Origin of the sequence: Zhongshania sp., from assembly GCF_041584495.1 — a bacterium.
Classification (GTDB): domain Bacteria; phylum Pseudomonadota; class Gammaproteobacteria; order Pseudomonadales; family Spongiibacteraceae; genus Spongiibacter.
The window spans coordinates 1-24,376 of sequence record NZ_JBFHDY010000025.1; the positions used below are offsets into that span (position 1 = coordinate 1).

A 24,376-nucleotide genomic window follows, 5' to 3' on the forward strand; every position below is an offset into this window, starting at 1 on the left:
CGCGAAGATAAATGGCCTGAACCCGCAAGCCTACTTGAAAGATGTAATGGAAAGATTGCCGACTCAGCGGGCGTCAAAGATCAGCGAACTACTGCCGCATAATTGGCGGCCCTAGACAATGTGGGTTTGCCGGACGCTTACCGTCTAAATTTGTTAATGCCTAATTTTGACGGATGCTTGACTGTAAGCACAGGTAAGTTCGTAGAGCGTAGACACTTACTTTGTCGCTTAAGGTTTTTTGGTTTACATGCGACCAATTACGCGTTTTAAGCGATTTTCATCACGTATGAACGCTACTCAGTTCAAAGCTTACTAAAACTTCTCTGGTCGAATTACTTCTACGTCACTCATAAACAGAATCATGGCGTAATTGGCGTAATACTGTTCTTTTAGGTGGCTGGCGATTTGACTGGCAATGGCTGGATCGCTGACCACCTCAATACGAATATTGCCGTTGGCGTCCCAGGCTGCATTGCGCACACCGCGGCCACCTTTGCCCCTTGCATCGGTAATGGTGTAGCCCTGCGCGCCGAGGCGTTCAATATCCTTGATTAAGATATTTTCTAGTGCCGCTTCGGTGACAATGGTTAAAAGTTTTTTTATGTTGTCGCTCATTGTTTTAAGCTCCAAAAAAAGCGTGGATGAATTCCGCCATCGCGTAATAAATGGGGATGCCGATCACCACGTTAAAGGGGAAGGTGATACCCAGTGACGCTGCCAAAGACAAGGTCGGATTGGCCTCGGGTACCGAGATCCGCATTGCCGCAGGCACCGCGATGTACGATGCACTGGCGGCGAGAATGGCCAGCATTGCAGTGCCGCCCACGGAGAAGCCCAGTAAACAGCCTGTAGCCGCACCAAGTACCGCCGACAGCATCGGCATGCTGATACCGAATACCATCAGGAAAAGGCCGTACTTCTTTAGACTGCCCACATGCTTAGAGGTAATTAAGCCCATCTCTAAAAGGAAGAGCGCCAATATGCCTTTAAACAAATCAAAGAACAGGGGTTTGATCGAGCTCAGTTGCTCTGCACCGGCGATCCAGCCAATGAGCAGGCCGCCGATCATTAGAATGATGCTTTTACCCAAGAGTACTTCATGGCCGACCTGTGCCCAGTTGGTTTGCTTAGAAAACCCCTTTGCGATCACTATGCCGACCAGAATGGCGGGAATCTCAAGCATTACCACAAACAGCGGCATTTGCTCCTCGTAATAAATCCCACGCGCACTCATATAGGCCACCGCGACCGCAAAGGTACCCATACTCACCGAACCGTAGTGCGCGGCGATTGAAGCGGCGTCGACACGACTGAAACGGCCCAGATAACGTAGTAAAGGAAAGGCGATTAAGGGCAAAACAATGCCGAGGGCAATCACCACCAGCATCTGCGGCAACAGTTCCAGAAAGGGCTGTTTGGCGAGCTCAATACCGCCTTTCATGCCAATGGTTAGCAGCAACATAATGCTAACGAGATCGTAAATGGCAGGGGGAAGTCGTAACTCGGAGCGGAGCAAGCCGGCACTGAGACCAAAGATAAAAAACAAAATCACGGGATCTATCATGCCACACCAAACCTCTTACCAGACGCTAGCTGGACGGCTAGCGATTGCGCGCAATCTAGCGAATAGCGATAAAATAAGCCAATGATTTTCTGGCTTCGAACCACGAATAGCACCGGGAATATTCACGATAGTAAATAGTGAGTGACACTGGTCTCGTCCCTCAATGTGAATGCTGAGGCGTATCGCGGCAATACTCGTCAGGAAACTCCAGCTCAATGGTGGTGTGGCTCAAGTCGTATTTGGCCATGGCCGTCGCGATATCCGCTTTGAGCGATACTAGCTCGGGCTGGGCGTAATGCTGATTCAAAATTAGGTGGGCGGTTAACACATGATGCTCACCGTCTAAAGACCATAGGTGCAGGTGATGAATGTCACTAACATAGTCGATGGCCAGCAGTTCATCCTGAATTTGGCTGCGCAGCTCGCGGTCTGGGGTTGCTTGCAAGAATAGGCGCAGGGTTTCGATTAGGGTTTTCACCACATTAAAGAGGATAAACAAGGTAAACCCGATGGAGAGTAAGGGGTCTAAAATGGGGAGTTCAACCACCATTAACACCAAGGATAATACTAGGATGGCAACCCAGCCCAAGACATCTTCAAGTAAATGCCAGTTGAGCATGCGTTCGTTAAGCGTTTTTCCTTTACTTAATTTGTAAGCTGCGTAACCGTTAACCGCCACGCCGAGAATTGCCAAGCCTAGCATCCCCGTCGCATTAGGCATTTCTGGATGAGCCAAGCGCGGAACCGCCTCGCTCAAAATCCACATTGCGCCCAGCACCAATACCACGCCGTTGATCAGTGCGCCGAGTAAGGAAAATCGGCGATAACCATAGCTATAGTGGTGGCTGGCCTCTTTGCCTGAGATTTTATTGAGCACCCAGGCGGAGCCAATCGCAAGGGAATCTCCTAGGTCATGCACCGCGTCAGCCATTATCGCGGTGCTATTGGTTAAATAACCACCAATAAACTCGATAATGGTAAAACCAAAATTGAGGGCGAAGGCGCAACCGATGCGTTCTGAGGCGCTATGATGGTGATGATCGTGCATGTTTAATCTCAGGTTAATGGCGGTGGGACAAAAACATTACCACTCGCAAAAACAATAGCCAATGCTGCGTGGCAATGTCGAGGCAGGGAATCCTCTAAATCAAACAAAATGCTCTCTTTAAAGACAAAAGGTTGTTGCCATGCCAAATCTGGCCTTACTCCACTTTATCCCATTTCGTCGTGCAGATATTTTACAAATGTGCCTACAAGAAGGGCAGTTAGACGCAGAAAGCCTAGTGTAATTCCGAGCCGGTGCCGCCCATATTGAAAGCCATTTCCGAGACGACTTCCATCGCACCAAGCACGCTCTTAAAGATACCTATTTCAGCCTAGATCCCGATGCAGACACGCGCTTAGTGTATCTCGACAACAGCGACAGTTTGGCAAGTGCACAAGACTTAGCGCAGCAGCTAGCACAAATACTCGAACGTGCGAATTACGACAAGGTGACCCCTGAAGTCCTCGCTAATGCGCTGGATTCAGCGTCCTTGTTCCATATTAAGCTTATGGTAAACCTCGATGATTTTGACGAGGTCTTGCTGTACACCCGTGGCGCCAGTGAGCGCTCGGAGGAAATACGCGGTCCGTTTAATCTATGGCGCAAAACAGTTCATTTTATTAACTACGATAGAGTTGTTCTCTATTTACGTTTTAAAGACACCGCGAACGGAAGTAGCGCAGCGGCGGACTGTCGGCCCGGATCAACTATGTTGAAGCTATTCCAAAACGTGCCCGATGCCGACTTAGAAATGCTGTTTCCCAACACCCAAGTTGGGATGCGTTTGCGCGACAAGTTAATGATAGGTATACCCGCACTCGTTAGTGGTGGCATTGTGCTCACCACGAAACTCGGTGCGACCTTGGTCTTGACTGCGTCTTTGTTAGGCTTTTGGCTGGGGTGGCACAAGGAATCGGTAGTGTTAGACCGAAACGCCATTATTGTACTGTTGGCGGGCGCAGGCACTATTGCCGCCTATTTGTTGAAACAATTCAGTAATTTTAAGAATCGTAAATTGCGCTTTACTGAAGCGCTGACGAGGGATCTCTACTTCAAATTACTGGATAATAATGCGGGAGTTCTGTATCGCCTGCTCGACGACGCTGAAGAAGCTGAATGCAAAGAAAGCTTACTAGCCTATTACTTTCTACTGGCGGCCCACCAGCCCCTCAGCGCGCAAGAACTGGATCAGCGAATTGAAGTTTGGTTTTCCCAGCGCTGGCAGTGCCAATTAGACTTTGATGTTGATGACGCGCTACGAAAATTTGCAGCGTTAAAACTAGCGTATTTGGATGGCAATTACTGGCAGGTTTGCAACGGCTAGACTGCCCAGCGAAAGCCAAGTAAGTAAGGCGAAACCAATTTAACGGCGCTTGCAATACTGAGAGTGGGCGCCCTCTATGTTACATTTGTAGAAAAGCGAGCAAGTCATAATTAGCATTAAATATTAGACAAAGTCGCACTGCTTAGTCACATTACATTATCTGAGCAGTGCGACGTATATTACAAAATGTTAGCTAGCACGGGCGCGGCTGTATTTACCACGTTAACGACGATGGGGAGTAAGCCAGCGGTTAAATCTCCGCTTACCAATGGAATACCTGCATCTAATAAACCGCTGGCCAAAACACCATTAACCAAGGGCAAGGCAGTATTCACCGTATCACTTGCAACAGGCCCAAGGCCGGCTAAAATACTACTGCTTAAGCCTGTTACGGATGGGATCGTGCTCACCAGACCACTACTTACCAGAACACTATTCACCAGTGGCAATGCAGTATTGACTAAATCAATCGCGAGCGGGGTTATACCGCCTGAGATAGCTGCCGTTGGCAGGCCAGCACCAAGCAGGTTTAATGGCGGTATTGCGCTTCCGCCAAGGGGGCCAGAAAGCGCGCCAGATAGCAAGTCTTGAGCTTGACTCACGGCACTCATTGATAAAAATAATGTTAAGGCGACAAAGTGCTTTTTCATTGTAATTTCCTCGCGTAGGTAAATAGTTATGACTCAAGTTAGCTTTCAATCATTACTGAGCAAATTCGGTGCCAAAGGCTAATCTTGGCCGGTATCACTGTAAAAGTGATTACCGCTGACAAGTGGTTTAAGCCTTATAGATCGGGTATATCAGATTCAGATGTTATAAGGGGAATGTTGGCGTGAAACTCAAAATCAGCTTAAATTGCCGCTGTGACAAGTATACCCATGGGGCTTTCGTGATAAAAATGAATTATATTTGGGCACAATATCGCGAAGGTCGCATTTTGCGTGAACCAAGGTGGGGCATCACACAGACCGCTATTTCTGGGAAATCGCGCCGAAAATCTGGCGATAAACGCGAGAAGCTAGGTTACGCCAGTAAGCTGGTAAAGCGGCGTCGATTTTAAATGTCTACTGAGCATACCTTGGCTGTTTGTCATGGCACGGAACGATGCTTACACAAAACTTGAGCTTCGGTTTGCCCCCCTGTCGGAAAGTGAGGATATTAAGCTTTGCGAAATTAGCAGCTATAACGGCTCGTATCTTGCTAATCTATAGTTAAACCCGATAAAAGATGACGGCGATATGCGTAACACATTGATTAATCTAATCTTAATCTCAAATTCTGCACCAGCATTATTTGGCCGAGCGCGATGAGTTCAGTCTTGCGTTGCAAATTGCGAATTAAAGCAAGAGGCATTAAACAGGCTGGCTATGTGATTACCACAGAGCTGGTGCTTCTCACCGCCACCATCCTTGTGGGTACAATCATTGGCTGGATCGCCATACGCGACGCACTCCTACAGGAGATGTTTGATTTCGCTTCTGCCATTGAGGCGAACACCTATTTCGCTTTTGATGGTTTGTCCGCTGGTCAGCAGCCCAGGGCATTTGAAAACTCTTCGACGACAAATTTCTCAGGGCGCTCGGCGTATATTGCAAACAGCAATGGGGAGGGCGGGATAGTATTAATTAATGGGGATAACGACACCACCATCACCGACCCTGTTTCCCCCCCGATTGATCCGCCGATTAACCCGCCGGATGACCCGCCGATTGACCCTGTGACGCCGACCGATCCGGGCCCAAACGCGCCAGTGTATAGCGAGATTCCTTTTTTAGATGTTGTCGATCCTGACCCCTTGGCATTGGTGGTTATAACGGAGAAGGTCAGTATCTTGGACTGCATATCCAGAGCCACTCGCTACAATATCAATATTGTCAAAGCGCTTGGTGGCGATTTGACTGGTCAGTGTGAAGTGCTATTAAACGAAGTCCCAGACCCAAGTACTATCCCTGCGGACATCGAAAATATTGCATTTTTATTATTAATTGACCCTGTTACTGGTCTTGCGACGGATCGAGTGAGCATTGCGGATTGTATGGCTCGTTTGACTACGGCGAGCGCTGGCCAGATTTATATAGAGGATTTGGCTGCAGATGGTATTGGTAGCTGTACGATACTTCTTTAACCATAAGTTATGATAATCTTAGCCGCGTTGATACGTCGCCTTGTTGCAGTCGGGCGGCCTTAGCGAGGTAGATTCGCTAAGCTTTTATCGTTGATATAAAAACGATTAGCGTAGTCTGCCCGTACAAACCTTTCTTTGAGTCATTAAAAGGCTATTTCATGTTGAATTTCAGCTTCTCTAACGTAACCCGCATCCATTTTGGTGAGGGCCAAATTCAGGTTATTACCAAGGAAATACCCGCCGACGCAAAGGTTCTTTTAGTTTACGGTGGTGGCTCAATAAAAAGTAATGGCATTTACGAGCAGCTCGCCCCAGCACTGGCCAATCATAGTGTTGTGGAATTTTCCGGTATTGAGCCCAATCCAAGCTATGAAACCTTAATGAAGGCGCAAGCCCTGATTACTGAAAATAACCTTGACTATATTTTAGCCGTTGGCGGCGGCTCTGTGGTTGACGGCGCAAAATTTATTGCCGCAGCGGCGTGTTATGACGGCGACGACCCATGGGACATTATTGCAAAGCGCCAGCGCATTCGTGCGGCGCTAGACATCGGTGTGGTATTGACCTTGCCCGCGACGGGCTCCGAAAGTAATGCTGGCGCGGTGGTTACCCGCCACGGCCACAAAGGCGCGTTCTCAAGCCCCCTCGTTAGGCCTAAATTTGCAGTACTCGACCCCGCGGTGACATTGAGCTTGTCTGATCGCCAAATAGGTAATGGCGTAGTAGACGCCTTTGTCCATACCATGGAGCAATACCTTACTTACAGCGTTAATGCCAAAGTGCAAGATCGCTTTGCTGAAGGTCTTTTGCAAACCTTGATCGAAGAGGGACCAAAGGCACTGGCCCCAGCTACTAAAAATGATCTTGCCGTGCGCGGTAATATTATGTGGGCTGCAAGCCTTGCCCTTAATGGTTTGATAGGTGCAGGTGTTCCCCAAGATTGGACCACCCACATGATTGGCCATGAACTTACCGCCGCGCACGGAATTGACCACGCACGTACTTTGTCCATTGTGCTGCCAGCAGTTTTAAAAGTACGACGAAGCGTTAAGCGGGAAAAACTGCTTCAATACGCCGACCGAGTTTGGGGGATTAATGACGGAGATGAAGATGCTAGAATTGATCAGGCAATTGCCGTAACTGAAGCGTTTTTTACTGCCATGGGCTTGCCCGTCAGGCTTACAGAGATTGATCTTGGCGCAGAGCATATCGATGAATTGCTTGCCAAGCTTACAGAGCATGGCATGGTGAAACTGGGCGAACAGGGCGAAGTCACGCCTGCTATTAGCCGCCAAATCCTAGAAATGGCTGTGTAATCGATGTCGTTAAGCTGACGTGAAAGCGTCAGCTTCCCCTGTTAGAGCTTGCTAAACTTTACTCCATTTGAAAAGGCGCCGGCATGATTATGTTCATCGGCTAAATTAATTGCGTTCAAAACGCGCAATCTGGCTTTTAGAAGAGCTCCAAACACCGCACGAGGTGGTGCATCACCAGCGCAACCCGCAAACTAATCTTGCGCCAGCGAGCCTTGCGGCAATTCATCCGCTGGCTAAATCGCCGGATATTGTCGATGCTGTGCGCACATTGTGTGAGTTGGGCACGGTGATGGAATGCTTGTTAGACCAAACTCCCCAACACAACTTACGTCCGGCTATAAGCGAGTCATGCTAATACGACTACCTAGAGTGGCTGCATTTCGCCGAAGGCTCTCTGGCCATGCCAGTGATTATAAACATGATTGTGAAACGGGAAAAACGGGCGGGCAATAAGCCGCTCGATGGCTGTATTGCCAAAGACCTCGCCTCGATTTTGCTTATATAGAGGCGACATTAGGTCGCAGGGGCTATTTTGCAGGGGATCGATTCGCGGCGGCAGATATCATGATGTGTATGACTTTGGAGATCGCTTTTGTGCATGACATGCTTACCAATAAACCGAATACTTTAGCGTATCTGAGTAAGCTACAAGGCAGAGAGACCTACAAAAAAGCGGCCAGTTTTGGCTAAGGTTTTATCCAGCGCTAGGGGCTAGCTGCACTGGTGCTTGCTTACTCCATCTTACCGCTGAGCGGAACAACGGCTGCGCTAGAAAGGCCAAAAAACCTTAGGAATGTTTCCCTGCTTTAAAAGAGATGCCACATCCATGCCCACAGCGACGCCGGCGTGCACAAAGAATCCTCCCCAAATTGACGCCGAACGCAGTGCCAAAATCCCTAACAACAGCCCGAACAGAATCGCTCCGCCAGCTTCCGGCCATAATTTAGGGAAGTGAATCATTAAATATGGTACGCACATTATCCATACCGCATTAGCGCCCACTGCGGGCCGTAGCGCCTGCAGGAAAAACCCCCTGAAGAAAAATTCGAGGCAAATGAACTGGCCAAGATAAAGGCATTCCCAGGCGAGAAAGTCGAACCAGCTACGTCCAGCCAGGCGATAAAAAGGGTAGTGGGCAACAAAGTCTCGGTTAGAGGCAGCAATGACAACAAACAGTAATATTGGCGATAGCAGCAATATATAGCCCGCCCAGTGCTGGCTGGTGTTGTTCCAACGCCAACCAAAATCAGCCAGGGGCAATTTAATATAGCGCTTAATGACGAGTGCCGGAATCAGTACATAACCAAGCACATGACAGGCTGCCCACCAAGCATAAGTTATTAGCTCGACAAAGCCCGTCTGCGTGAGTGACTGATACAAATAATGAGATGGCTTATCGACTGTTTCACTCAAAACTTGCAATAGGGCGACGAATACCGAAGAGTATTTGAGGTAGTGAATGATTAGCAAGCAGACCGATATACAGGCCAATACCACAAATACTCGACGTAGGGCCTGGGGGCGGTTCAGCGTATAGCTCGGTGCATTCGCATCGATTTCATCTAGTGCGGCTAAGATTTGCTTAGGGTGCAGATCTTTTATAATGCGTTTACCGATACCGGTGCTAGTCATATTCATCAGCAGTTCTCTATTAAATAGCCTAGCGCAAATATTAGCCCCTCATACGACTCGGCTTTTATAGGCGATGTGGCAGCATTGCGTAGCCGGTACAAAGCCCGCGGCAGATCAGCTAAGCTTGGCGCCGAACTCTATTAGGAATACCCAAAGATGGTGCTGAATATTGCCATTATTAGCCGTAACATGCTCTACAATATACTTACGCTCGGCGTCAGCTTGTTTATCGCCTGGCATTTACTCTTGGCAGGCGATTTTTTTTATGGCTTTTGGCATGATCATATTGGGATTGCTGAGAATATTAGCCAGTATGGCCCAGAGAATATTTATCGATCGGGCTTTGCAGGCACCACTCGCGCGCAACGTATTGATTTATTTAGTCAAATTTGTTACTCGATTAGTCATCAAGGCGCGGGGCTAGCTGATATACGCTATTCAATTCCCGATAAAGGCATTAACAGCCCCTTATTACACCGAGCCGAAATCATTCACTTACAAGATGTTGCCAATTTAATTAGCGTGCTACAAGAAGGCGAGCCCCTACTGTATTTCCTGTGGGCGGGTCTTCTCGCTAGCTTCATGGCTAAATCCTGGCGTTTCCCATCTTGGCGTCAGTTATTACTGGTCAATTTCTTCTGGATCGTCGCCGTCGCAGTACTGATCATGGCAGTTGGGTGGGTTAGTACCTTTTATAAGCTTCACACACTTATCTTCCCGGATGAGCACCAGTGGTTTTTTTATTACCATGAGTCGCTGATGTCGACCATGATGCAAGCACCCGATTTATTTTTGTATATCGGGCTTTCTCTTACTGGGGTGACCGCATTACTTTTTTGCTGCCTACACGGTCTAAATCGTGTTTTACAACGGTATTGGCCATAAGCTAAGCACAAATCGGGAATGGCTGCGCGCGCAGTATGCCTGATATGCCGTTAGTCAGCTAAGCACTAGGGGGAAAATAGCGCATTTGAATGTTACCATATGGCGCTAGATTAGCTGGCGCGGCCCTAGTCAATGAAAGGTCAATTGCACCGCGCAGGCCGACTTGGGTACAATTGGTGCATATATTGCCTATATGTTGCTAAGCCATTAAAAAAGTGAGACTTACAGGACACATGTCTAAACGTAAAGCCATGTATGGCATTTCCAGAATTGACGATGAAATTTACCGCACTCATGCTTGGCGGGTCAGTCTAAGGCGCCAGAACAAGCTACTGGTTAAAAATTTCCCCGATAAAACCTATGGCGGGAAGCGCAAAGCTCTGCTCGCGGCAAAAGCACATCGGGACGAGATTATTGATCAATACCCACCTACGACTCGCCAACAATTTTGCAACGCTCCTAGGCGCCATAACACATCTGGCATTCCTGGCGTTTATCGCTACGCCAAGCGTTACAAGCTTAAAGATGGCTGCATCAAAGAGATCTGGTATTGGGAGGCTCACTGGCCTGCCAAAAAGCCGGGGGATTTTGGAAAAGCGACATTCTCGATACAGCGTTATGGCGAGAAACACGCAAAAGCACTTGCCGTAGCCGCTCGGGAAGCCGGAGTGCAACAACTAAAAGGCGTGTTTTGGGCGAGTGAGCGAGGCGCATCTCAACTCGCTTTATTTTAATTATATAAATATTAATGCCGTGGACGTGCACTATGCAGCCCACCTGCGGCACGCGTAACCCGCTCTGAAAAACACCTTTCCCGCTTTACAATAACGAAACCACTTTCGCTCGTTGGCGCAACGCACACCTAAGCCAGCCGCTAAGTGTGTGAAAAAAACCATCAATAAAATAATCCACATAAGCCGAAATTTGACATTTGGCTGTTTCAGGCGACATTGAAAACGCGAAAGCAATGCGACGCATTGATAATAAATTTTGTTTTTATGTTAATAGAATTCATTCAGGCCTATTGCAGTCTACGTTCCAATTTAGCACGTAATCATCTCAGTTTTTTTGTCGACCTCGTGAGTATCTCGGCATTTCTCATTGTCCCATGGATAGCTAAAGAAAAGTATTATCACCACTGGGAGGCCAATATGCATATTGAAACCATCCAAGATATTATTGAGTGGTCGGCGGCATTTCACCGATCCTTCAGGACACATTTACAAGCGAGTGTGGCGACCAGCCAAGATGAGCGCGCGAAAATGCTCAGTCATTATATTGGCGACCATCAGCTTAATTTAGCCAAAACCATCGATGCATTAACACCCACTGAGAGTGCGAATGCCTTGGGTACTTGGTGCACTGAGTATTTTAACGAGCAACCGCTGCCAAATACCGCAAAAATAAATCCGCGCTGGGCTGAATTATCAGCCGACGAAATATTTTCTGAAGTGAATGGGAGTTACGAACAGCTAGTTGATCTTTATCGGTATTTACTAAGCCGCTGTGCAGCGACGCCAGCGTCTGAAACGTTGCAGCAGCTCATCGATATTCATGAGCATCAATTGAAGCTGATGGCGCACTCCGTGAATCGCTTACAAGACATTTAAATGTGCGCTGCTCGTCGTCATTGTCTTGTTTTAGCTATCTCATTCCCGTGCGATTTAATCATTTAACCGCAAGGTTATTAAGTTGGGAATCACAGCGCTCAACAAAAGCAACAATGATTCAAGAGAGCGAGCAGCCGCTAATTCCGTCATCGCAAAAAGGAAGGGAACTGACAAAAACGTTAAATGATAGCTGTAAAAGGAGATCAGTATGCAATTAAAGCGCATCGAGACCCCTGGAATCGCTCATTATGCCTATTTACTGGCTGATGGCGGTGAAGCCGTCATAGTTGATCCTCGGCGCGATATTGACGAATATCTCGACGCGGCGCGAGATATGGGCACACGCGTCAAATACGTGCTGGAAACACATCGTCAGGAAGATTTTGTTATGGGCTCCGCCTACCTGGCCGAGCAAACCGGCGCGCGTATCGTTAATAGCGGTCACAAATTATTTGGCCATGGCGATGTGCAATTGGACGATAATGAAATACTTTCGGTTGGTGGCTTAACCGTTCAGGCCCTACATACGCCGGGACATACTCCGGAAAGTACCTGCTACGCTGTCTATTCGCCTCAGAATAAAAATTCGCCTTGGTGTGTATTCACCGGCGATACGCTTTTCTTTGGCACAACTGGACGAACCGATCTGCCGGATGAAAACGCGTCTATTGAAAATGCTGCGCTTCTACACGACTCTGTTCACGAGAAAATTTTTGACTTAGGCGATACCGCGTTAATTTTACCTGCCCATGGCCCAGGTTCGGTGTGTGGTAGCGGTATGGCAGATCGCTCCTACTCCACAATAGGTGATGAAAAGCGGTATAACGAGGTTTTTACATTAAATCGTAAGGAATTTTCTAAGAAGAAGGGCGGTGAACGCTTATCACGACCGCCTTATTTTAAATACATGGAAAAGGTCAATCTCCGAGGTGGGATCAAATCTCAGTTTCAGCCCAACTCAGTGAAAATATTAAATGCTGCGGAATTTGCCAAGCAAAGCGGGGGTGAGCTAATTATCGATACCCGCGCCCCAGAAGGGTTTGCAGGCGGCCATATAGATAATGCTCACAGTATATGGCTTGGCAGTCTTTCGGTATTTGGTGGTTGGATCGGCAATGAGCAAGTGCCGATTTACTTGCTTACTGAGCGACAGGCGGATATTGATATCGCGGCCATGCATTTGTCGCGCATTGGTATCGATAATATTCGCGCTGGTCTTGCCGGGGGCTTTGGTAAGTGGCGGAGTTCTGGCTTACCAATTCAAATGTCCGGCACGATTTCGCCAAGAGACTTATCTGCTAATTTAGAGTGCTATCAAATACTCGATGTTCGTGAAATCGACGAGTACGACGCCGGTCATATACCGAACGCTACACATATGTTTGTCGGTAGCTTGGAAGCGCAGCTCGGAAAATTACCTTTCGATAAGGAGAAACCGGTAGTGGTGACGTGCGGGGTCGGACACCGTGCTAGCTTGGGCGTGAGTATTTTACTCAGAGCGGGCTATAAAAACGTAATTAATTTAATCGGCGGTATGAGAGCCTGGAAAGCGATTGATTTGCCGACGCAAGACTAGCTTCGCCGTTTAAATGCGAACTCACAAACGCGTATACATAAATAGGAGGAGTAATGGTGAAACTAAGCAAAAAATCTATGGCTCTAGCCATCGGGTTCACAGCCCTACTTGGATGTGAGGAGTCTAAGCACCAAGTAAGTGGTACTATTGAAGGTAACACCGGGCCCGAAGTCGGGGCCATGGGCCACGCGAAATTTGCCAGCATTCCCGCCGCCGAGGCCAAGATTGCGCCCACGCGGGAAAAAGACGTTTACGGCACAGTTTATTTTTCGCCCGGCGAGGGTGAAAAAGATATGCAAATCGAGATATCGTTAAAAGGCCTGAGTCCTGGGCTCCATGGCTTTCATATTCACCAACGGCCTGATTGTGGCGATGCTGGAAATGCGGCGGGTCCTCACTTTAGCCCTAGCAAAAGCGTCCATGCAACACCAGAGGCAAACGAGCATCACGCAGGCGATCTTGGAAATATACGGGCTGACGAATACGGTAAGGTTGAGGCACGCCTAATAAGTAAATCCCTTGCATTTTCAGGCATAAATAATGTGTTAAATCGCGCAGTCGTTGTCCATGCCGGAAGGGATGACCTCCGTAGCCAACCTAGTGGCGATGCTGGTGAGCGTATTGCTTGTGGTGTGATTCGGCCTACACAGGACGTGCTGGTCCGTGCAAGTCAAAAGTAACCACGCTCAATTAGATAGTGTAATTGGTTATAAAAAGTAAGTGCCTCAGCGGCTTATTTCTATTACTCTTTTAACTGACGGCATGCCGCAGGGGCGGTTACTTACTTTACAGTGTGTAATTTTTCAATAGCTTATTCAGGCGCAGGACGTGCAGCACCAGCTTGATTAACTGCAAATGATAGCGTGCCAAAACTAAGCCCTGAGCTGGGCAATAGCACGTGTATCGGCAAAATTTAAAATGAGCGCATATATGAAATATTGCATCGCAGTATTAAGCCTCTTAGTCGCAAGCTTCACCTATGCGCTCGACGGTATTGAGTTAATAACTAACGCTGACGCCTTGCCGCAGAAAGCGATTAAATACGCTGCGCCACTCCAAAAGGAGATAAGCGACTCACTCGACATTGGTGACAGCCTGTCGAACGGTACACTATTTTTGATCAACAAAAATAATCTACATTATCGCGCTACCATTCAGCTCGAAACCAGTATGACGGTTACAGCTGAAGGTCCTCACCTTGATTTAATCGACTGGAAGCACTGCACCTCGCAATGGCATAGCTTGACGGAAGCAAAGAACGGGGAGTATTCGCTGCCCAATTTCGATGACATTAATGTCGATTGTTTCCCAAGGGTTTCTGATGAAGAGCTTAAAGCAGAAGTATTACGCGTCGGCGGTGAACATTGGCTAGCCATATTAGAAGGTGAAGGCTGGCCCGAAGGTTATCGGCCCGTGGAAATTTCGCTTAGTACTGTTCGCATAAAAATTGAGGAAAAAATAGGCGCAAACTGGCGTGTGCTAAGCCTTATCAGTATGAGTGTACCCATGGGCTGCTAAGTATTCCCGTTGCGCCGTAAAAGGCCCTTTCTTGTTCATATCTTCACGCTAACGAGGTTCGTATAATGCGCGCTAATATTATAATTTTATCTGGAATCTGTGTGCTACTGCAGGCTTGCGCTGGCAGCAGGGCGAGTTATGAGACCTTAATAGAAACAAAAAATGATACCGCCGCCATTTATTTATCTGTGGGTGAAACCAAGGAGGTCTTGGCGATTAGTAATGGCTTTCCCGGTTGGTGGGGTATTTATCCTGGGATCGCGTCGCTCTCACCCGACATTGCGAGCGTGAGCTGTAATGCAGAGCGAAGCATAATTCCTTTTCGTTCCCCAGGCGTGGTTTTGGGTGGCGAAGTTTGCTATTTAACGGCGAACAAACTTGGTGAAACCTGGTTGATACACGGGAATAAATACAATTTGGATATAAGCAGCCCTGAATTGCCAGACGATAAAGTTAAGCTTATTGTGACGAAAGCTGAGTAAATGTTTTGCTTAGCAGGGGTCAAGCAAAATTCTTGTCGCCACCGTCGGGACATATCTGTGTCCTCCCGCAGTTTGTTAGCTCAAAGCCAGTTTGTGGTGCTAGATAATACGGTGACGACCACCGCGCGAGTCATCCGTTTATTCTTTATTTACCTATCTTTACTGGCGGCTTCCTCGAGCCATGCGCTAGAGCATTCTAGCCGCAATTGGCAACTAACCGCGCCTGAGCAAAAAGCAATGACGCTAAGTATCGCAAGCCGCCTGGATCAACCTCGGATCTTAACACTCAGTGTTGAGGGGCATACGCTTTTTGAAAAGCCTATGCGTCACGCTGAGTTGTTGGGCGCTTGCCAAGAGACGCGTACGCACGCACCTAGCTTTATCGTTAGCGAGCGTATGGAAGGGGTAGGGCTTGAGCACGCGTATATGCTACGAAAAAATAACGGCTGGCAGTTGCTGGCGATTTCTAGTGTAGAGGGTATATCGCGGGTTGATGAGATTGCAGGCTGCTATCGCGCGGCGAGCAATTGGTCCTTGGATGGTGACGCCGTTGATTGTGAGTGTGATGTAGACGAGCTTAGCAAACCGCAGTTATTTACGGACCAATGGGCTGACTTACTTAGCGACTACCAAACCGGTTTGTATTTAAATGAATCAACAAGCGAGATTAAGCCAAGGTTAATACAGAATACGGCTCATATAGAGACCTTGTTGGAGCGCGCGCGTGCTAACAAGTCGATTAAATTTGAAAAAGCGGTGAAAGGGCGCCGATGGCTCATTATTGAGCATGAAACTAGTATCTACGGTTCCTTTTCCCTTGGTCTAATTAAACAGGAAAATTACTGGTCTGTTTGGTATTACGTACTCGGCAATAGCAAGTCCTTTAATACGATTAGTGAAGTCGAAAACGTAAAAGTAAATCTGCTATCTGCGACGCTGTGTATCAAGGAGTGCGATTGGTGGGGCAAGTCAGCAAGCGTTGATATTGGTCTTGATACCTTAATCCTCAAGGTGAATGAACGAGAATGAGCAGGCCTTGTGCACAAGACCAGCTATTGATTTGAGCGCATTAAATTTAAAGGAAACTTCGTGAACACGTGGACTCGGCTAAGATTACAGATTTCTCTGGAATACCAGCAGCTTGTGGCGCGGCTATATGGTGTTTTTACGTCGAAGAGGGCGCCGATTGCCAAATATCGCGCACCTAAAATACGCGTCCAGCTTGAAGTGAATGCAGTACTTATTAAGCAATTTCAGGATGCCAAGCGTAAGCAAAAGAAGTCGTACCACTGGGGTGAAATTGGCTGGCAGGTAGAAAATGCTGCCGCAGAGTGTGAAATAATATTGCGTTCGTCAGATTCGGAAGATGTAGCGCACTATTTTGCCCGGGTTTTGCCTGCCATTTCGGCTTTGGCCAACCGTTATCGCCTGAGTCAACTCGATGAAAGTGGCTATGCATTAGCTACAGTACGAGAAATTGAACGTGCGCTACTTGAAAACTCAGATAAGGCTCAGAATTAAAACAGGTGGGAATATGAAGCTTATTAAAAGGGTGGCCATCACTGTGTTGCTCGGATGGAGTGCCCTAAGCAATGCGGCATTAGCACCATCGGCAGTTCATCTAAGAGACTTGGACACGATGCTTGAGTTTATTCACAAACATCACTATGTCGCGATGAGTCTAGAAAGCATCGATCTAGTATCACTAACGATTTATTACAACAATAACTGTGAGGCAAAATTCGTGCGTAGCAAGCCTAGCTTGTTAAGTCTAGGGCAGCCGGGCCCGCAGCCTGGCATCGAGTTTGAACGCAGTACTTGTCCATTAACTGAAACCAATAAAACCTCCCAATGATCTCAACCACAGCTGCGACAGTAAGGCACCATTGAAGCCCGTAAATAAATGGCTGCTATTTGGCCTAAGTTTATTGCTGCTTGAAATATCCATAGCAATAAGCTTGCTTAAATTCTTTCTATGGATTGAACGAGATCACTGCGCATCGTATTTCCGCGCATCAGGGCATTGCTACGCCGACTGGTTTCCTGTGTTTGAGTCTGTTTTCTATGTGGCGTCGGTAATACTAATGAGTAGCGCCGTCATTATCGTTTGGCGGTATTTCTTCCGCAGGTGAATAGAGGTGCTGGCCACTTCTTACTACATTATTTTGTGAAGCATACCCGGTCAGTGCGACGAGACATCGGAGCCTGCTAACTCACTTGACCAAACAATACATGACGATTATGATACGTTATATCATATCTATGTCGTGGGGCGATAATTACCGGCATTCCATGGCCTCTGAACTCGACGAAAACGATGTGTCCGGCACGGTGGTTATGTGGATGGTATGTATGCACCTCGAATTCTTCGCAATCAGGCTAGGCGCAATCAGGAGTGTGTGGGCATCACCTTGCAAGCGGTGCCTTGATCGGTATCGCTGCTAACCAATTCAAGCTGCAGTTGAAGACCTTGCGGCGGGGTAAACGCAAATGGAAGAGAAGGAAGAACACCATGGTAAAAACCGCTAAAACACTACCGGTTTCTGTACTTTCAGGTTTTCTCGGTGCAGGCAAAACGACGGTATTGAGTCATGTTTTGAACAACCGAGAAGGTCGGCGCGTGGCAGTGATTGTGAATGATATGAGTGAGATCAATATTGACGCCAGTACAGTGAAAAATGAGGTTGAGCTTAATCGGCGCGAGGAAAAGCTAGTTGAAATGAGCAATGGCTGTATTTGCTGCACCCTGCGGGAGGACTTATTACTGGAGGTGCGCCGCCTAGCCGATGAGGGGCGTTTTGATTACCTGTTGATTGAATCGACGGGTATTTCTGAGCCGCTGCCGGTTGCGGAAACCTTTACTTTTGCCGATGAGGATGGCGTCAGTTTGTCAGATGTGGCCAGCTTGGACACCCTGATTACGGTCGTCGATGCGGTTAATTTTTTGAAGGACTATGACGAAGCCAAATTTCTGCAGGAAACGGATGAACACTTGGGTGAAGAAGATCAACGTAGTGTGGCAGATTTATTGGTGGAACAGGTGGAGTTTGCCGACGTGCTCCTGATCAGTAAAACAGATTTGGTGGATGAACCCACACTAATTCGTTTGATTGCGGTACTGAAGACCCTGAATACCCTCGCGGATATCATTCCTATTCGCAACGGGCAGGTGAATATCGATCAGGTACTCGGCACAGGCAAGTTTAGTTTTGAGCGAGCGCAGCAGGCGCCAGGCTGGTTGCAAGAGATGCGCGGTGAGCACGTACCGGAGACAGAAGAATATGGTATCGCCAGCTTTACCTATACCGCTCGAAAGCCGTTTCACCCACAAAAGTTTTACGACTTTCTCCATGGCGGAGATATTCAAGGCAAGTTAATTCGCTCTAAAGGTTATTTTTGGTTGGCCAGCCGTCCCGAGTTTGCAGGGCAGTGGAGCCAGGCTGGCGGTATGGCTCGCTATGGTTTTGCCGGCATGTTCTGGAAGGCCATTCCCCAGGAACGTTGGCCTGAGGACGAAGAGTCTCTTGCCACTATCAAAAGTACGTGGCAGGAGCCATTTGGCGATATGCGTCAGGAGTTGGTGTTCATTGGCCAGAAACTTGATCGAGATCGCTTTGTTGACGAATTAAATAACTGCCTGTTAAGCGATGATGAATTATTGGCTGGGCGTGCGCATTGGCAGACCTTGCCTGATCCCTTTCCGGCTTGGGAGGCTCAGGCATGAGCGCAGTGGCATTGAGCGATGACGGCGTTGTCCAGGGTGACCTCAGTGATCCGTTAATACGCCGCACGGTTTTTAGCACGACGGCGGAGTGCTTGGCAGATATTTACCAGGCTGACGTTAATTTAGCGGTGTGGCAGCGGCAGCTTTCAAGCTCAGTAAAAAAGAACTGCCTTAGCTTGCTAGCTGATCGACACTTTACCGGCTGTCGGCTAGTGCTGGCGGCGGATAAGGTCGCTCGCTTAGACGACGCAATGCCGGAGTTGCTTCGGTATCCGGATCTTCGGCGGGATATACAGTTGTTGGCCGATATGTTTCTCACTCTGTTTGGCCTAGAGCGCATCGGCCTACGCCTGACGCCATTAAAAGACGGTATGTGCCCTAAATTTCATGTCGATCGAGTGCCCTGCCGATTAATCACAACGTATGTGGGTGGGGGCACTGAGTGGCTTCCCCACCATGAAGTAAACCGCAGCAAACTTGGTGTCGGTAGCAAAGGGGTAAATGACTCAGAGAGCGGGGTTGTTTCCAGTGAGGCTAGTATTCAAGCCTTGGCAAGTGGTGACGTGGCGCTGTTTAAGGGTGAAATGTGGGCGGGGAATGAAGGTGCTGGACTGGTTCACCGTTCGCCCGCAACTGTCCCAAATAATCGCTTGTTGCTTACCCTCGATTTCTTATAACTAACCGCATTCACCACTTAATCACGGAGGAGTACAGAATGAAATACACGGTGGGCGCATATGCCCTTGTTATGCTGGCTAGTTTAACCGCATCAGGTCTGGTTCAGGCTCTATCGGGCACGGTCACCGACGCCAAGGGACAGCCGATTAGCAGCGTAAAAATTGAGATTGTTGGTAGCAACCTGCAAACCCACACGAACACCTCAGGTCAGTTCACACTAGATACCCGCGATGTGAAGGTAGAAGAGTTGCATATCAAAGCTTTTGGTTATAGCCATAAAACCTTGCACATTGACAACAGTGAGCTTGAGGGGTTGCAGGTAATCTTAAAGCGCTCGGTTATCGAGCAGGTGGATGTTACAGCATTGCCTATTCACGTCTCCATTATGGAATCGGCACAGCCAGTCTCTGTAATTTCGGGGGATGACCTGCGTCGTACGCAAGCGGCAACCTTGGGCGAAACCCTGAAAAACGAAGTGGGCGTGCACTCCAGCTATTTTGGCCCCGTATCCAGCAGCCCGATTATTCGGGGCTTGGGTGGTCCCCGTGTGTTGATTACTCAAAATGGTTTAGATGTAAGTGATGCTTCTCGGGTAGGGCCCGACCATGTGGTGGCCACCGAGGCAAGCACTGCCGAGCAGATTGAGATCTTACGTGGCCCAGCGACCTTGTTTTATGGCTCGGGTGCCATTGGTGGTGTGGTCAATGTGGTTGACGACAGAGTGCCGTCCTCGAGTGAGGCCAAGGGAATGTTCTCGCTGGGGCACAACACCGTGGTCGATGAAGACGAGGCATCCATGGCTTACACAGGCGGTAATGATCATGTTGCTATTCACGTCGACGGTTTCTGGCGTGATGGCGGCAACTACGACATTCCGGGTATTGCGGTACTGGAGACCGAAGAAGAGCACGAGGAAGCGGGGCACGATGAGCATCGCAGTGGCGTATTGGAAAGCAGCGCCTCGGAAAGCAAGGGTTTCAATATCGGCGGTAGCCTGTTGCTTGACAATGGTTATGCGGGGCTATCCTATGGCCGTCTGGAACGGGTCAATGGCATCCCCGGCCACAGTCATGCTGAGGAGGAGCACGAAGAAGAGCATGAAGGTGAGGAGGAGCATGAAGAGCTAGGTGTGGTTTCGGAACTTGTGCAAAACCGCCTACAGCTAATCAGCGAATTAGTCGTGGACAAGGCTTGGCTCAGTGGTGTGAATACTCGTATTGGCTATACCGATTATAAGCACGCCGAAATTGAGAACGGTGCGGTAGGCACAGTGTTCAGGAACAAAACCTTTCAAGCTAGGGTAGACCTGATTTTACAAGAGATCGCCGGTTGGCGGGGTGCTTTGTCTCTGGAGGCAAAAATCTCCGATTTTGAAGCGACTGGGGAAGAAGCTTTTACACCGCCCAGTAAAACCGATAGTTACGCGCTTGCCTTAATGCAGGAAAAGCACATTGGTAACTTCCTTTGGCAACTTGGTGCGCGGTTTGAAAAAGTGAGTCTGTCAGCCGACCCCATTGCGTTTGGTCACGACGAGGACGACTTATTGTACTTTGATGACCTAGACTTTGATCCATTCAGCCTGTCGGCCGGGGTGGTGTGGGATTTCGCTGAGGATTATAACCTCGGTGTTTCGCTGACCCACGCGCAACGTGCGCCCAGTGCCTCAGAACTGTTTTCCTATGGCGCCCATATTGGCACCAACACCTTTGAAGTTGGCGCCCTGTTCTGGCTGCACGATGGCGAACATCCCCATTTCCACGAAGGTAACGCAGTCGAGGAGGAAGTCTCCAACAATATCGACATCAGTTTGCGTAAACATTCTGGTAATGTCGGCTGGGTAGTGAATGTGTTCTATAACAAAGTGGATAACTTTTACTACGAGCGCAATACCGGTTATACCAGTGAGGATATCGAAGCGGACGAGCACGAAGAGGAGGAGGGGCATGAACACGAGGAACATGAACATGGCATCCTGCCGATCTATTTGTTCGAGCAGGTCGACGCAAGCCTTTACGGCGTTGAGGCTCAGCTTGCTTGGCAGTTTGCTGACCCCTTTACCTTGATTTTATGGGGTGACAGTATTCGCGGCAAACTGGATGCGGGTGGTAATCTGCCGCGTATTCCACCAGCGCGACTCGCTAGCACGCTACGCTACCAGCGCCATGGCTGGGAAGCGGAAATTGGCGTGGTTCGTTATTTTGAACAGCAAAGTAATGCAGAGCTGGAAACAGAGACAGACGCTTACACTTTGGTGGATATGGCGTTGGCTTATAATTTTACGGCCAATACTAATGACCTGACTGTTTACTTGAGCGCGAGCAATTTGACCGACGAAGAGGCCCGGGTGCACTCTTCTTTCCTGAAAAATCAGGCACCCCTGCCGGGAAGAGGGTTTAGTGTTGGCCTGCGAGGTCAGTTTTAACTGATGATCAATAGAGGATCATGACATGGTGCTCTTGCGCCGCGCTAGGCTACCGTTATTGGCATTGCTGGCAGGGAGTCTTGTTCAGGCACAAGTACTGAATGGTAATCCATTGAATGGGACGTCCCACCATGACGCGCCCGCAGCGCATCATGGTAGCGGGCTGCAGGCCCATGTTCACGGTGTGGCAGAATTACTTGTGGTGATGGACGGGGAGCAGCTCAATATTGAACTGTACTCTCCGGCAATGAACGTCCTGGGGTTTGAGCATTATGTCGACAGCCCCGACCAGAAAATCAGTGTGAGTACAGCAAAAGCCATGTTGGCAAATGCAACTCGTTTGTTTCAGTTTACTGGGGCAGTTTGCAGTCTAACGGAGTTTCGCGCTGATTTTAGCGGCGTACTAAGGTCGAGAACTCGCAATGCGGTTACAGATAGTGAAGGCCGTGGTGATGGCCCTAATCTTAGCCAACGTAGGGACGGCGATCACGACCAATCTGCTCACAGAGATATCAGTGCCTATTACCAGTTTCGCTGTAAAAAAGCGGAAAAGTTCGATTCATTTACCACGGACATTATCAGGGTATTTCCCGGTGTTAAGTCCTTGCAGGTGCAGTGGGTAGTAAATGGTCGACAGGGAACGACAACACTGGATAATAGCGATCGTCACCTGAACTTTAGATAAATAGCTTTAAGGTAGAAGACCATGAGCAATATCAGTCAAATTCTCGACCATGCTGAAGCCAACTGCCGCGCCACCGGTGCTAGGCTAACGGAAAAGCGTAAGCGCATTCTTGCAGGCTTGCTTAAATCTGAAAAAGCCCAGTCTGCCTACGAGCTGATTGATTATATGCAAAAAGAATTTGGTGAATCCTTGCCGCCTACTACGGTCTATCGCATTCTAGATTTTCTGGCGAGCGAAAACCTAGTACATAAGCTCCATTTAGCCAACAAATATGTCGCTTGTTCTCATATCAGCTGCGACCACGCCCACGAAGTGCCTCAGTTTTTGATCTGTGACGAGTGCAGCAACGTGAAAGAAATTGGGATCAAAAAGACCCTGATCAATACCCTGAAACGCAATGTTGAAGACTCGGGATACATTTTAAAAAGCCCGCAGCTGGAATTGCACTGCCTCTGCCAGCACTGTGCCGCCTAGCGTTCCTTTATGCTTGGTTCTTTCAAACAAGGAATATACATGACGTCTAATTCTAGTCGTATCGACAAAGCCGCTATTGGCTTGTCGTTGCTGTGCGCGATGCATTGCTTGCTGCTACCTGTTGCCGTCGCTATGTTGCCCACACTGGCAGTCAGCACTTTGGGCGATGAGCGCTTTCATCAGTGGATGTTAGTGGCGGTACTGCCTACCAGTCTTGTTGCGTTAACGCTGGGATGCCGACGGCATCGGAATAAGAGTGTTATGGTCATAGGTCTGCTTGGGCTCACGGCGCTGTTTCTGGCTGCATTTTCGGGGCATGGGTGGCTTGCTGAAAGCGGGGAGAAAATTCTATCGCTCATAGGCGCATCACTGATTGCCTTTGGGCATTTTAAAAATCATGCATTATGCGTATATCTGAAGTGCGGTTGCGCGGAAAACCAAAATGCCAAGTAAAGAGGTAGCGGCATTCGATAATAGAACCGCCCGCATTCAATTTTTTAAAGCATAACTAAGCGGCTCTTACCCGAGGGTATTCTAGTGAATTCAGACCTGTCTGCCGATTTGTCATCGCCTGCTGATTTGACGCATATGAAGATGTGGTTCCGCGTGATGAAAGCGGATGGCCTTAACAAGCAAGGCATCGAAAAAATGCACGCTGCATATTGCAATGACGTGGCTGTGTTACCTGAGGAAGACGTTACGTGCATTCTAGAATCTGGTCGATTTGTGGTGCCCACAGTATTCTTTCAGCCTGGATTGATACGCGCGGTGTATAGCAAAAAAGCTTATTGCTTGGCGCCGCCGGCTGCGGAAAAGCCATGATCAATACAGGTTTTCTTTCCTTTGAAGATTGCCAGCGTGGTGATCGACTAGCGCTGTCCGAGGTATTGGATAATGTGTGCTTCGGTTCTAATGGGCTGGTGCCAGTCATTGCGCAGGATCACCATAGTGGCGATGTGCTTATGCTGGCGTGGATGAATAGGGATGTCCTAGCGCAAACTCTGCATAGCGGCGATATGACATATTGGTCCCGCTCACGCGCTAAGTTATGGCGAAAAGGCGAAACGAGTGGTCACTATCAGCGCCTGAAACCCATGCGGATCGATTGTGACGGCGACACCTTGCTATGCGACGTTGAGCAGCGCGGTCGAGCCTGCCATACCGGCCGGCCTAGCTGCTTTTATTTACAAGTGAACGTGAACACTCGCAGCGTGATGGTCACTCACTCCGCACCAGAACCGCAAGGCTAAGACACGCGTTCTATGCCTCTGCGAACCTAACAATTACAAGCCGCTATTTGCTGCAATGCACTCCAA

Annotated in this window: 28 protein-coding genes; 23 read left to right on the forward strand and 5 right to left on the reverse strand. The window is 48.6% G+C overall.

The genetic code is table 11. The annotated features are described in order from the left end of the window. The coding region (locus tag ABYP33_RS06545; RefSeq protein ID WP_373089718.1) for a transposase domain-containing protein at positions 1-115 on the forward strand (115 nt) is incomplete at its 5' end. A 197-nt stretch (positions 116-312) separates the two neighbouring features. Here ABYP33_RS06545 and ABYP33_RS06550 read toward each other — a convergent pair. The 3 genes from ABYP33_RS06550 to ABYP33_RS06560 form a co-directional block, all read right to left on the reverse strand. Next, a complete protein-coding gene (locus ABYP33_RS06550) occupies positions 313-615 on the reverse strand; it encodes a P-II family nitrogen regulator (RefSeq protein ID WP_373089633.1) in 303 nt (100 codons plus the stop codon). A gap of 4 nt (positions 616-619) precedes the next feature. Continuing rightward, positions 620-1,564: a sodium-dependent bicarbonate transport family permease gene (locus tag ABYP33_RS06555; RefSeq protein WP_373089635.1), complete on the reverse strand. Its 945-nt coding sequence runs from the start codon at positions 1,562-1,564 to the stop codon at positions 620-622. A 160-nt stretch (positions 1,565-1,724) separates the two neighbouring features. Then, positions 1,725-2,612: a cation diffusion facilitator family transporter gene (locus ABYP33_RS06560; protein WP_373089637.1), complete on the reverse strand. Its 888-nt coding sequence runs from the start codon at positions 2,610-2,612 to the stop codon at positions 1,725-1,727. Between the two features lie 355 nt (positions 2,613-2,967). Here ABYP33_RS06560 and ABYP33_RS06565 point away from each other — a divergent pair, with 355 nt between their 5' ends. After that, positions 2,968-3,933: a TMEM143 family protein gene (locus ABYP33_RS06565; RefSeq protein WP_373089640.1), complete on the forward strand. Its 966-nt coding sequence runs from the start codon at positions 2,968-2,970 to the stop codon at positions 3,931-3,933. A gap of 179 nt (positions 3,934-4,112) precedes the next feature. On the opposite strand, the gene ABYP33_RS06570 is transcribed toward ABYP33_RS06565, so the two are convergent. Continuing rightward, complete coding sequence (locus ABYP33_RS06570) at positions 4,113-4,583, reverse strand: hypothetical protein (protein ID WP_373089642.1); 471 nt, start codon at positions 4,581-4,583, stop codon at positions 4,113-4,115. Positions 4,584-5,239: 656 nt separating this feature from the next. Between ABYP33_RS06570 and ABYP33_RS06575 the strand changes: the two genes are divergently transcribed. The 3 genes from ABYP33_RS06575 to ABYP33_RS06585 all read left to right on the forward strand — a co-directional run bounded on the left by ABYP33_RS06575 (position 5,240) and on the right by ABYP33_RS06585 (position 7,729). After that, positions 5,240-6,058, forward strand: a complete 819-nt coding sequence (locus ABYP33_RS06575; protein ID WP_373089644.1) for a hypothetical protein — start codon at positions 5,240-5,242, stop codon at positions 6,056-6,058. A 158-nt stretch (positions 6,059-6,216) separates the two neighbouring features. Further along, a complete protein-coding gene (locus ABYP33_RS06580; RefSeq protein WP_373089647.1) occupies positions 6,217-7,374 on the forward strand; it encodes an iron-containing alcohol dehydrogenase in 1,158 nt (385 codons plus the stop codon). Between the two features lie 109 nt (positions 7,375-7,483). Continuing rightward, positions 7,484-7,729, forward strand: coding sequence for a hypothetical protein (locus ABYP33_RS06585; protein ID WP_373089649.1), 246 nt, complete (start codon positions 7,484-7,486; stop codon positions 7,727-7,729). Positions 7,730-8,142: 413 nt separating this feature from the next. Here the strand turns inward: ABYP33_RS06585 and ABYP33_RS06590 are convergent, their stop codons facing one another. Next, entirely contained in the window at positions 8,143-9,012 is an 870-nt protein-coding gene (locus ABYP33_RS06590) for a type II CAAX prenyl endopeptidase Rce1 family protein (protein WP_373089651.1), read from the reverse strand. Positions 9,013-9,162: 150 nt separating this feature from the next. Between ABYP33_RS06590 and ABYP33_RS06595 the strand changes: the two genes are divergently transcribed. The 18 genes from ABYP33_RS06595 to hisI all read left to right on the forward strand — a co-directional run bounded on the left by ABYP33_RS06595 (position 9,163) and on the right by hisI (position 24,310). Continuing rightward, on the forward strand, positions 9,163-9,891 hold the full coding sequence (locus ABYP33_RS06595) for a DUF1461 domain-containing protein (RefSeq protein ID WP_373089653.1): 729 nt from the start codon (positions 9,163-9,165) through the stop codon (positions 9,889-9,891). 233 nt (positions 9,892-10,124) lie between these two features. Continuing rightward, positions 10,125-10,625: a hypothetical protein gene (locus ABYP33_RS06600; RefSeq protein WP_373089655.1), complete on the forward strand. Its 501-nt coding sequence runs from the start codon at positions 10,125-10,127 to the stop codon at positions 10,623-10,625. A 417-nt stretch (positions 10,626-11,042) separates the two neighbouring features. Further along, positions 11,043-11,501 (forward strand): hypothetical protein, encoded by a 459-nt coding sequence (locus ABYP33_RS06605; protein ID WP_373089657.1) that lies wholly within the window; start codon positions 11,043-11,045, stop codon positions 11,499-11,501. Between the two features lie 208 nt (positions 11,502-11,709). After that, positions 11,710-13,077, forward strand: a complete 1,368-nt coding sequence (locus tag ABYP33_RS06610) for a rhodanese-like domain-containing protein (protein WP_373089659.1) — start codon at positions 11,710-11,712, stop codon at positions 13,075-13,077. A 53-nt stretch (positions 13,078-13,130) separates the two neighbouring features. After that, entirely contained in the window at positions 13,131-13,757 is a 627-nt protein-coding gene (locus ABYP33_RS06615) for a superoxide dismutase family protein (protein WP_373089661.1), read from the forward strand. Positions 13,758-14,007: 250 nt separating this feature from the next. Continuing rightward, entirely contained in the window at positions 14,008-14,595 is a 588-nt protein-coding gene (locus tag ABYP33_RS06620) for a hypothetical protein (protein WP_373089664.1), read from the forward strand. A 101-nt stretch (positions 14,596-14,696) separates the two neighbouring features. Then, positions 14,697-15,077 carry a hypothetical protein gene (locus ABYP33_RS06625; protein WP_373089666.1) on the forward strand — a complete coding sequence of 127 codons (381 nt, stop codon included), beginning with the start codon at positions 14,697-14,699 and terminating at the stop codon, positions 15,075-15,077. A 57-nt stretch (positions 15,078-15,134) separates the two neighbouring features. Then, the gene (locus tag ABYP33_RS06630; RefSeq protein WP_373089668.1) at positions 15,135-16,106 is read left to right on the forward strand and encodes a hypothetical protein; all 972 of its coding nucleotides are present in this window, start codon (positions 15,135-15,137) and stop codon (positions 16,104-16,106) included. A 60-nt stretch (positions 16,107-16,166) separates the two neighbouring features. Further along, positions 16,167-16,598, forward strand: a complete 432-nt coding sequence (locus ABYP33_RS06635; RefSeq protein ID WP_373089670.1) for a hypothetical protein — start codon at positions 16,167-16,169, stop codon at positions 16,596-16,598. Positions 16,599-16,611: 13 nt separating this feature from the next. Continuing rightward, positions 16,612-16,932 (forward strand): hypothetical protein, encoded by a 321-nt coding sequence (locus ABYP33_RS06640; RefSeq protein WP_373089672.1) that lies wholly within the window; start codon positions 16,612-16,614, stop codon positions 16,930-16,932. 657 nt (positions 16,933-17,589) lie between these two features. Next, positions 17,590-18,801 carry a zinc metallochaperone GTPase ZigA gene (zigA, locus tag ABYP33_RS06645; protein ID WP_373089675.1) on the forward strand — a complete coding sequence of 404 codons (1,212 nt, stop codon included), beginning with the start codon at positions 17,590-17,592 and terminating at the stop codon, positions 18,799-18,801. Then, positions 18,798-19,478, forward strand: a complete 681-nt coding sequence (locus ABYP33_RS06650; RefSeq protein WP_373089678.1) for a DUF1826 domain-containing protein — start codon at positions 18,798-18,800, stop codon at positions 19,476-19,478. The genes zigA and ABYP33_RS06650 overlap by 4 nt, the downstream gene beginning before the upstream one ends. 38 nt (positions 19,479-19,516) lie before the next feature. Continuing rightward, the gene (locus tag ABYP33_RS06655) at positions 19,517-21,901 is read left to right on the forward strand and encodes a TonB-dependent receptor (protein WP_373089680.1); all 2,385 of its coding nucleotides are present in this window, start codon (positions 19,517-19,519) and stop codon (positions 21,899-21,901) included. A 25-nt stretch (positions 21,902-21,926) separates the two neighbouring features. Further along, positions 21,927-22,586 carry a DUF2796 domain-containing protein gene (locus ABYP33_RS06660; RefSeq protein ID WP_373089682.1) on the forward strand — a complete coding sequence of 220 codons (660 nt, stop codon included), beginning with the start codon at positions 21,927-21,929 and terminating at the stop codon, positions 22,584-22,586. Between the two features lie 21 nt (positions 22,587-22,607). After that, on the forward strand, positions 22,608-23,060 hold the full coding sequence (locus ABYP33_RS06665; protein WP_373089684.1) for a Fur family transcriptional regulator: 453 nt from the start codon (positions 22,608-22,610) through the stop codon (positions 23,058-23,060). Between the two features lie 39 nt (positions 23,061-23,099). Next, the gene (locus ABYP33_RS06670; RefSeq protein WP_373089687.1) at positions 23,100-23,513 is read left to right on the forward strand and encodes a MerC domain-containing protein; all 414 of its coding nucleotides are present in this window, start codon (positions 23,100-23,102) and stop codon (positions 23,511-23,513) included. A gap of 84 nt (positions 23,514-23,597) precedes the next feature. Further along, positions 23,598-23,882, forward strand: coding sequence for a hypothetical protein (locus ABYP33_RS06675; RefSeq protein WP_373089690.1), 285 nt, complete (start codon positions 23,598-23,600; stop codon positions 23,880-23,882). Continuing rightward, entirely contained in the window at positions 23,879-24,310 is a 432-nt protein-coding gene (gene hisI, locus ABYP33_RS06680) for a phosphoribosyl-AMP cyclohydrolase (RefSeq protein ID WP_373089693.1), read from the forward strand. The genes ABYP33_RS06675 and hisI overlap by 4 nt, the downstream gene beginning before the upstream one ends. The last annotated feature ends 66 nt before the right edge of the window (positions 24,311-24,376 follow it).

Bases quoted from the DNA above. Each gene is read 5' to 3' on its own strand.
- ABYP33_RS06550 (WP_373089633.1), bottom strand. From the start codon at position 615: ATGAGCGACAACATAAAAAAACTTTTAACCATTGTCACCGAAGCGGCA.
- ABYP33_RS06555 (WP_373089635.1), bottom strand. From the start codon at position 1,564: ATGATAGATCCCGTGATTTTGTTTTTTATCTTTGGTCTCAGTGCCGGC.
- ABYP33_RS06560 (WP_373089637.1), bottom strand. From the start codon at position 2,612: ATGCACGATCATCACCATCATAGCGCCTCAGAACGCATCGGTTGCGCC.
- ABYP33_RS06570 (WP_373089642.1), bottom strand. From the start codon at position 4,583: ATGAAAAAGCACTTTGTCGCCTTAACATTATTTTTATCAATGAGTGCC.
- ABYP33_RS06575 (WP_373089644.1), top strand. From the start codon at position 5,240: ATGAGTTCAGTCTTGCGTTGCAAATTGCGAATTAAAGCAAGAGGCATT.
- ABYP33_RS06580 (WP_373089647.1), top strand. From the start codon at position 6,217: ATGTTGAATTTCAGCTTCTCTAACGTAACCCGCATCCATTTTGGTGAG.
- ABYP33_RS06590 (WP_373089651.1), bottom strand. From the start codon at position 9,012: ATGAATATGACTAGCACCGGTATCGGTAAACGCATTATAAAAGATCTG.
- ABYP33_RS06595 (WP_373089653.1), top strand. From the start codon at position 9,163: ATGGTGCTGAATATTGCCATTATTAGCCGTAACATGCTCTACAATATA.
- ABYP33_RS06600 (WP_373089655.1), top strand. From the start codon at position 10,125: ATGTCTAAACGTAAAGCCATGTATGGCATTTCCAGAATTGACGATGAA.
- ABYP33_RS06605 (WP_373089657.1), top strand. From the start codon at position 11,043: ATGCATATTGAAACCATCCAAGATATTATTGAGTGGTCGGCGGCATTT.
- ABYP33_RS06610 (WP_373089659.1), top strand. From the start codon at position 11,710: ATGCAATTAAAGCGCATCGAGACCCCTGGAATCGCTCATTATGCCTAT.
- ABYP33_RS06615 (WP_373089661.1), top strand. From the start codon at position 13,131: ATGGTGAAACTAAGCAAAAAATCTATGGCTCTAGCCATCGGGTTCACA.
- ABYP33_RS06620 (WP_373089664.1), top strand. From the start codon at position 14,008: ATGAAATATTGCATCGCAGTATTAAGCCTCTTAGTCGCAAGCTTCACC.
- ABYP33_RS06640 (WP_373089672.1), top strand. From the start codon at position 16,612: ATGAAGCTTATTAAAAGGGTGGCCATCACTGTGTTGCTCGGATGGAGT.
- zigA (WP_373089675.1), top strand. From the start codon at position 17,590: ATGGTAAAAACCGCTAAAACACTACCGGTTTCTGTACTTTCAGGTTTT.
- ABYP33_RS06650 (WP_373089678.1), top strand. From the start codon at position 18,798: ATGAGCGCAGTGGCATTGAGCGATGACGGCGTTGTCCAGGGTGACCTC.
- ABYP33_RS06655 (WP_373089680.1), top strand. From the start codon at position 19,517: ATGAAATACACGGTGGGCGCATATGCCCTTGTTATGCTGGCTAGTTTA.
- ABYP33_RS06660 (WP_373089682.1), top strand. From the start codon at position 21,927: ATGGTGCTCTTGCGCCGCGCTAGGCTACCGTTATTGGCATTGCTGGCA.
- ABYP33_RS06665 (WP_373089684.1), top strand. From the start codon at position 22,608: ATGAGCAATATCAGTCAAATTCTCGACCATGCTGAAGCCAACTGCCGC.
- ABYP33_RS06670 (WP_373089687.1), top strand. From the start codon at position 23,100: ATGACGTCTAATTCTAGTCGTATCGACAAAGCCGCTATTGGCTTGTCG.
- hisI (WP_373089693.1), top strand. From the start codon at position 23,879: ATGATCAATACAGGTTTTCTTTCCTTTGAAGATTGCCAGCGTGGTGAT.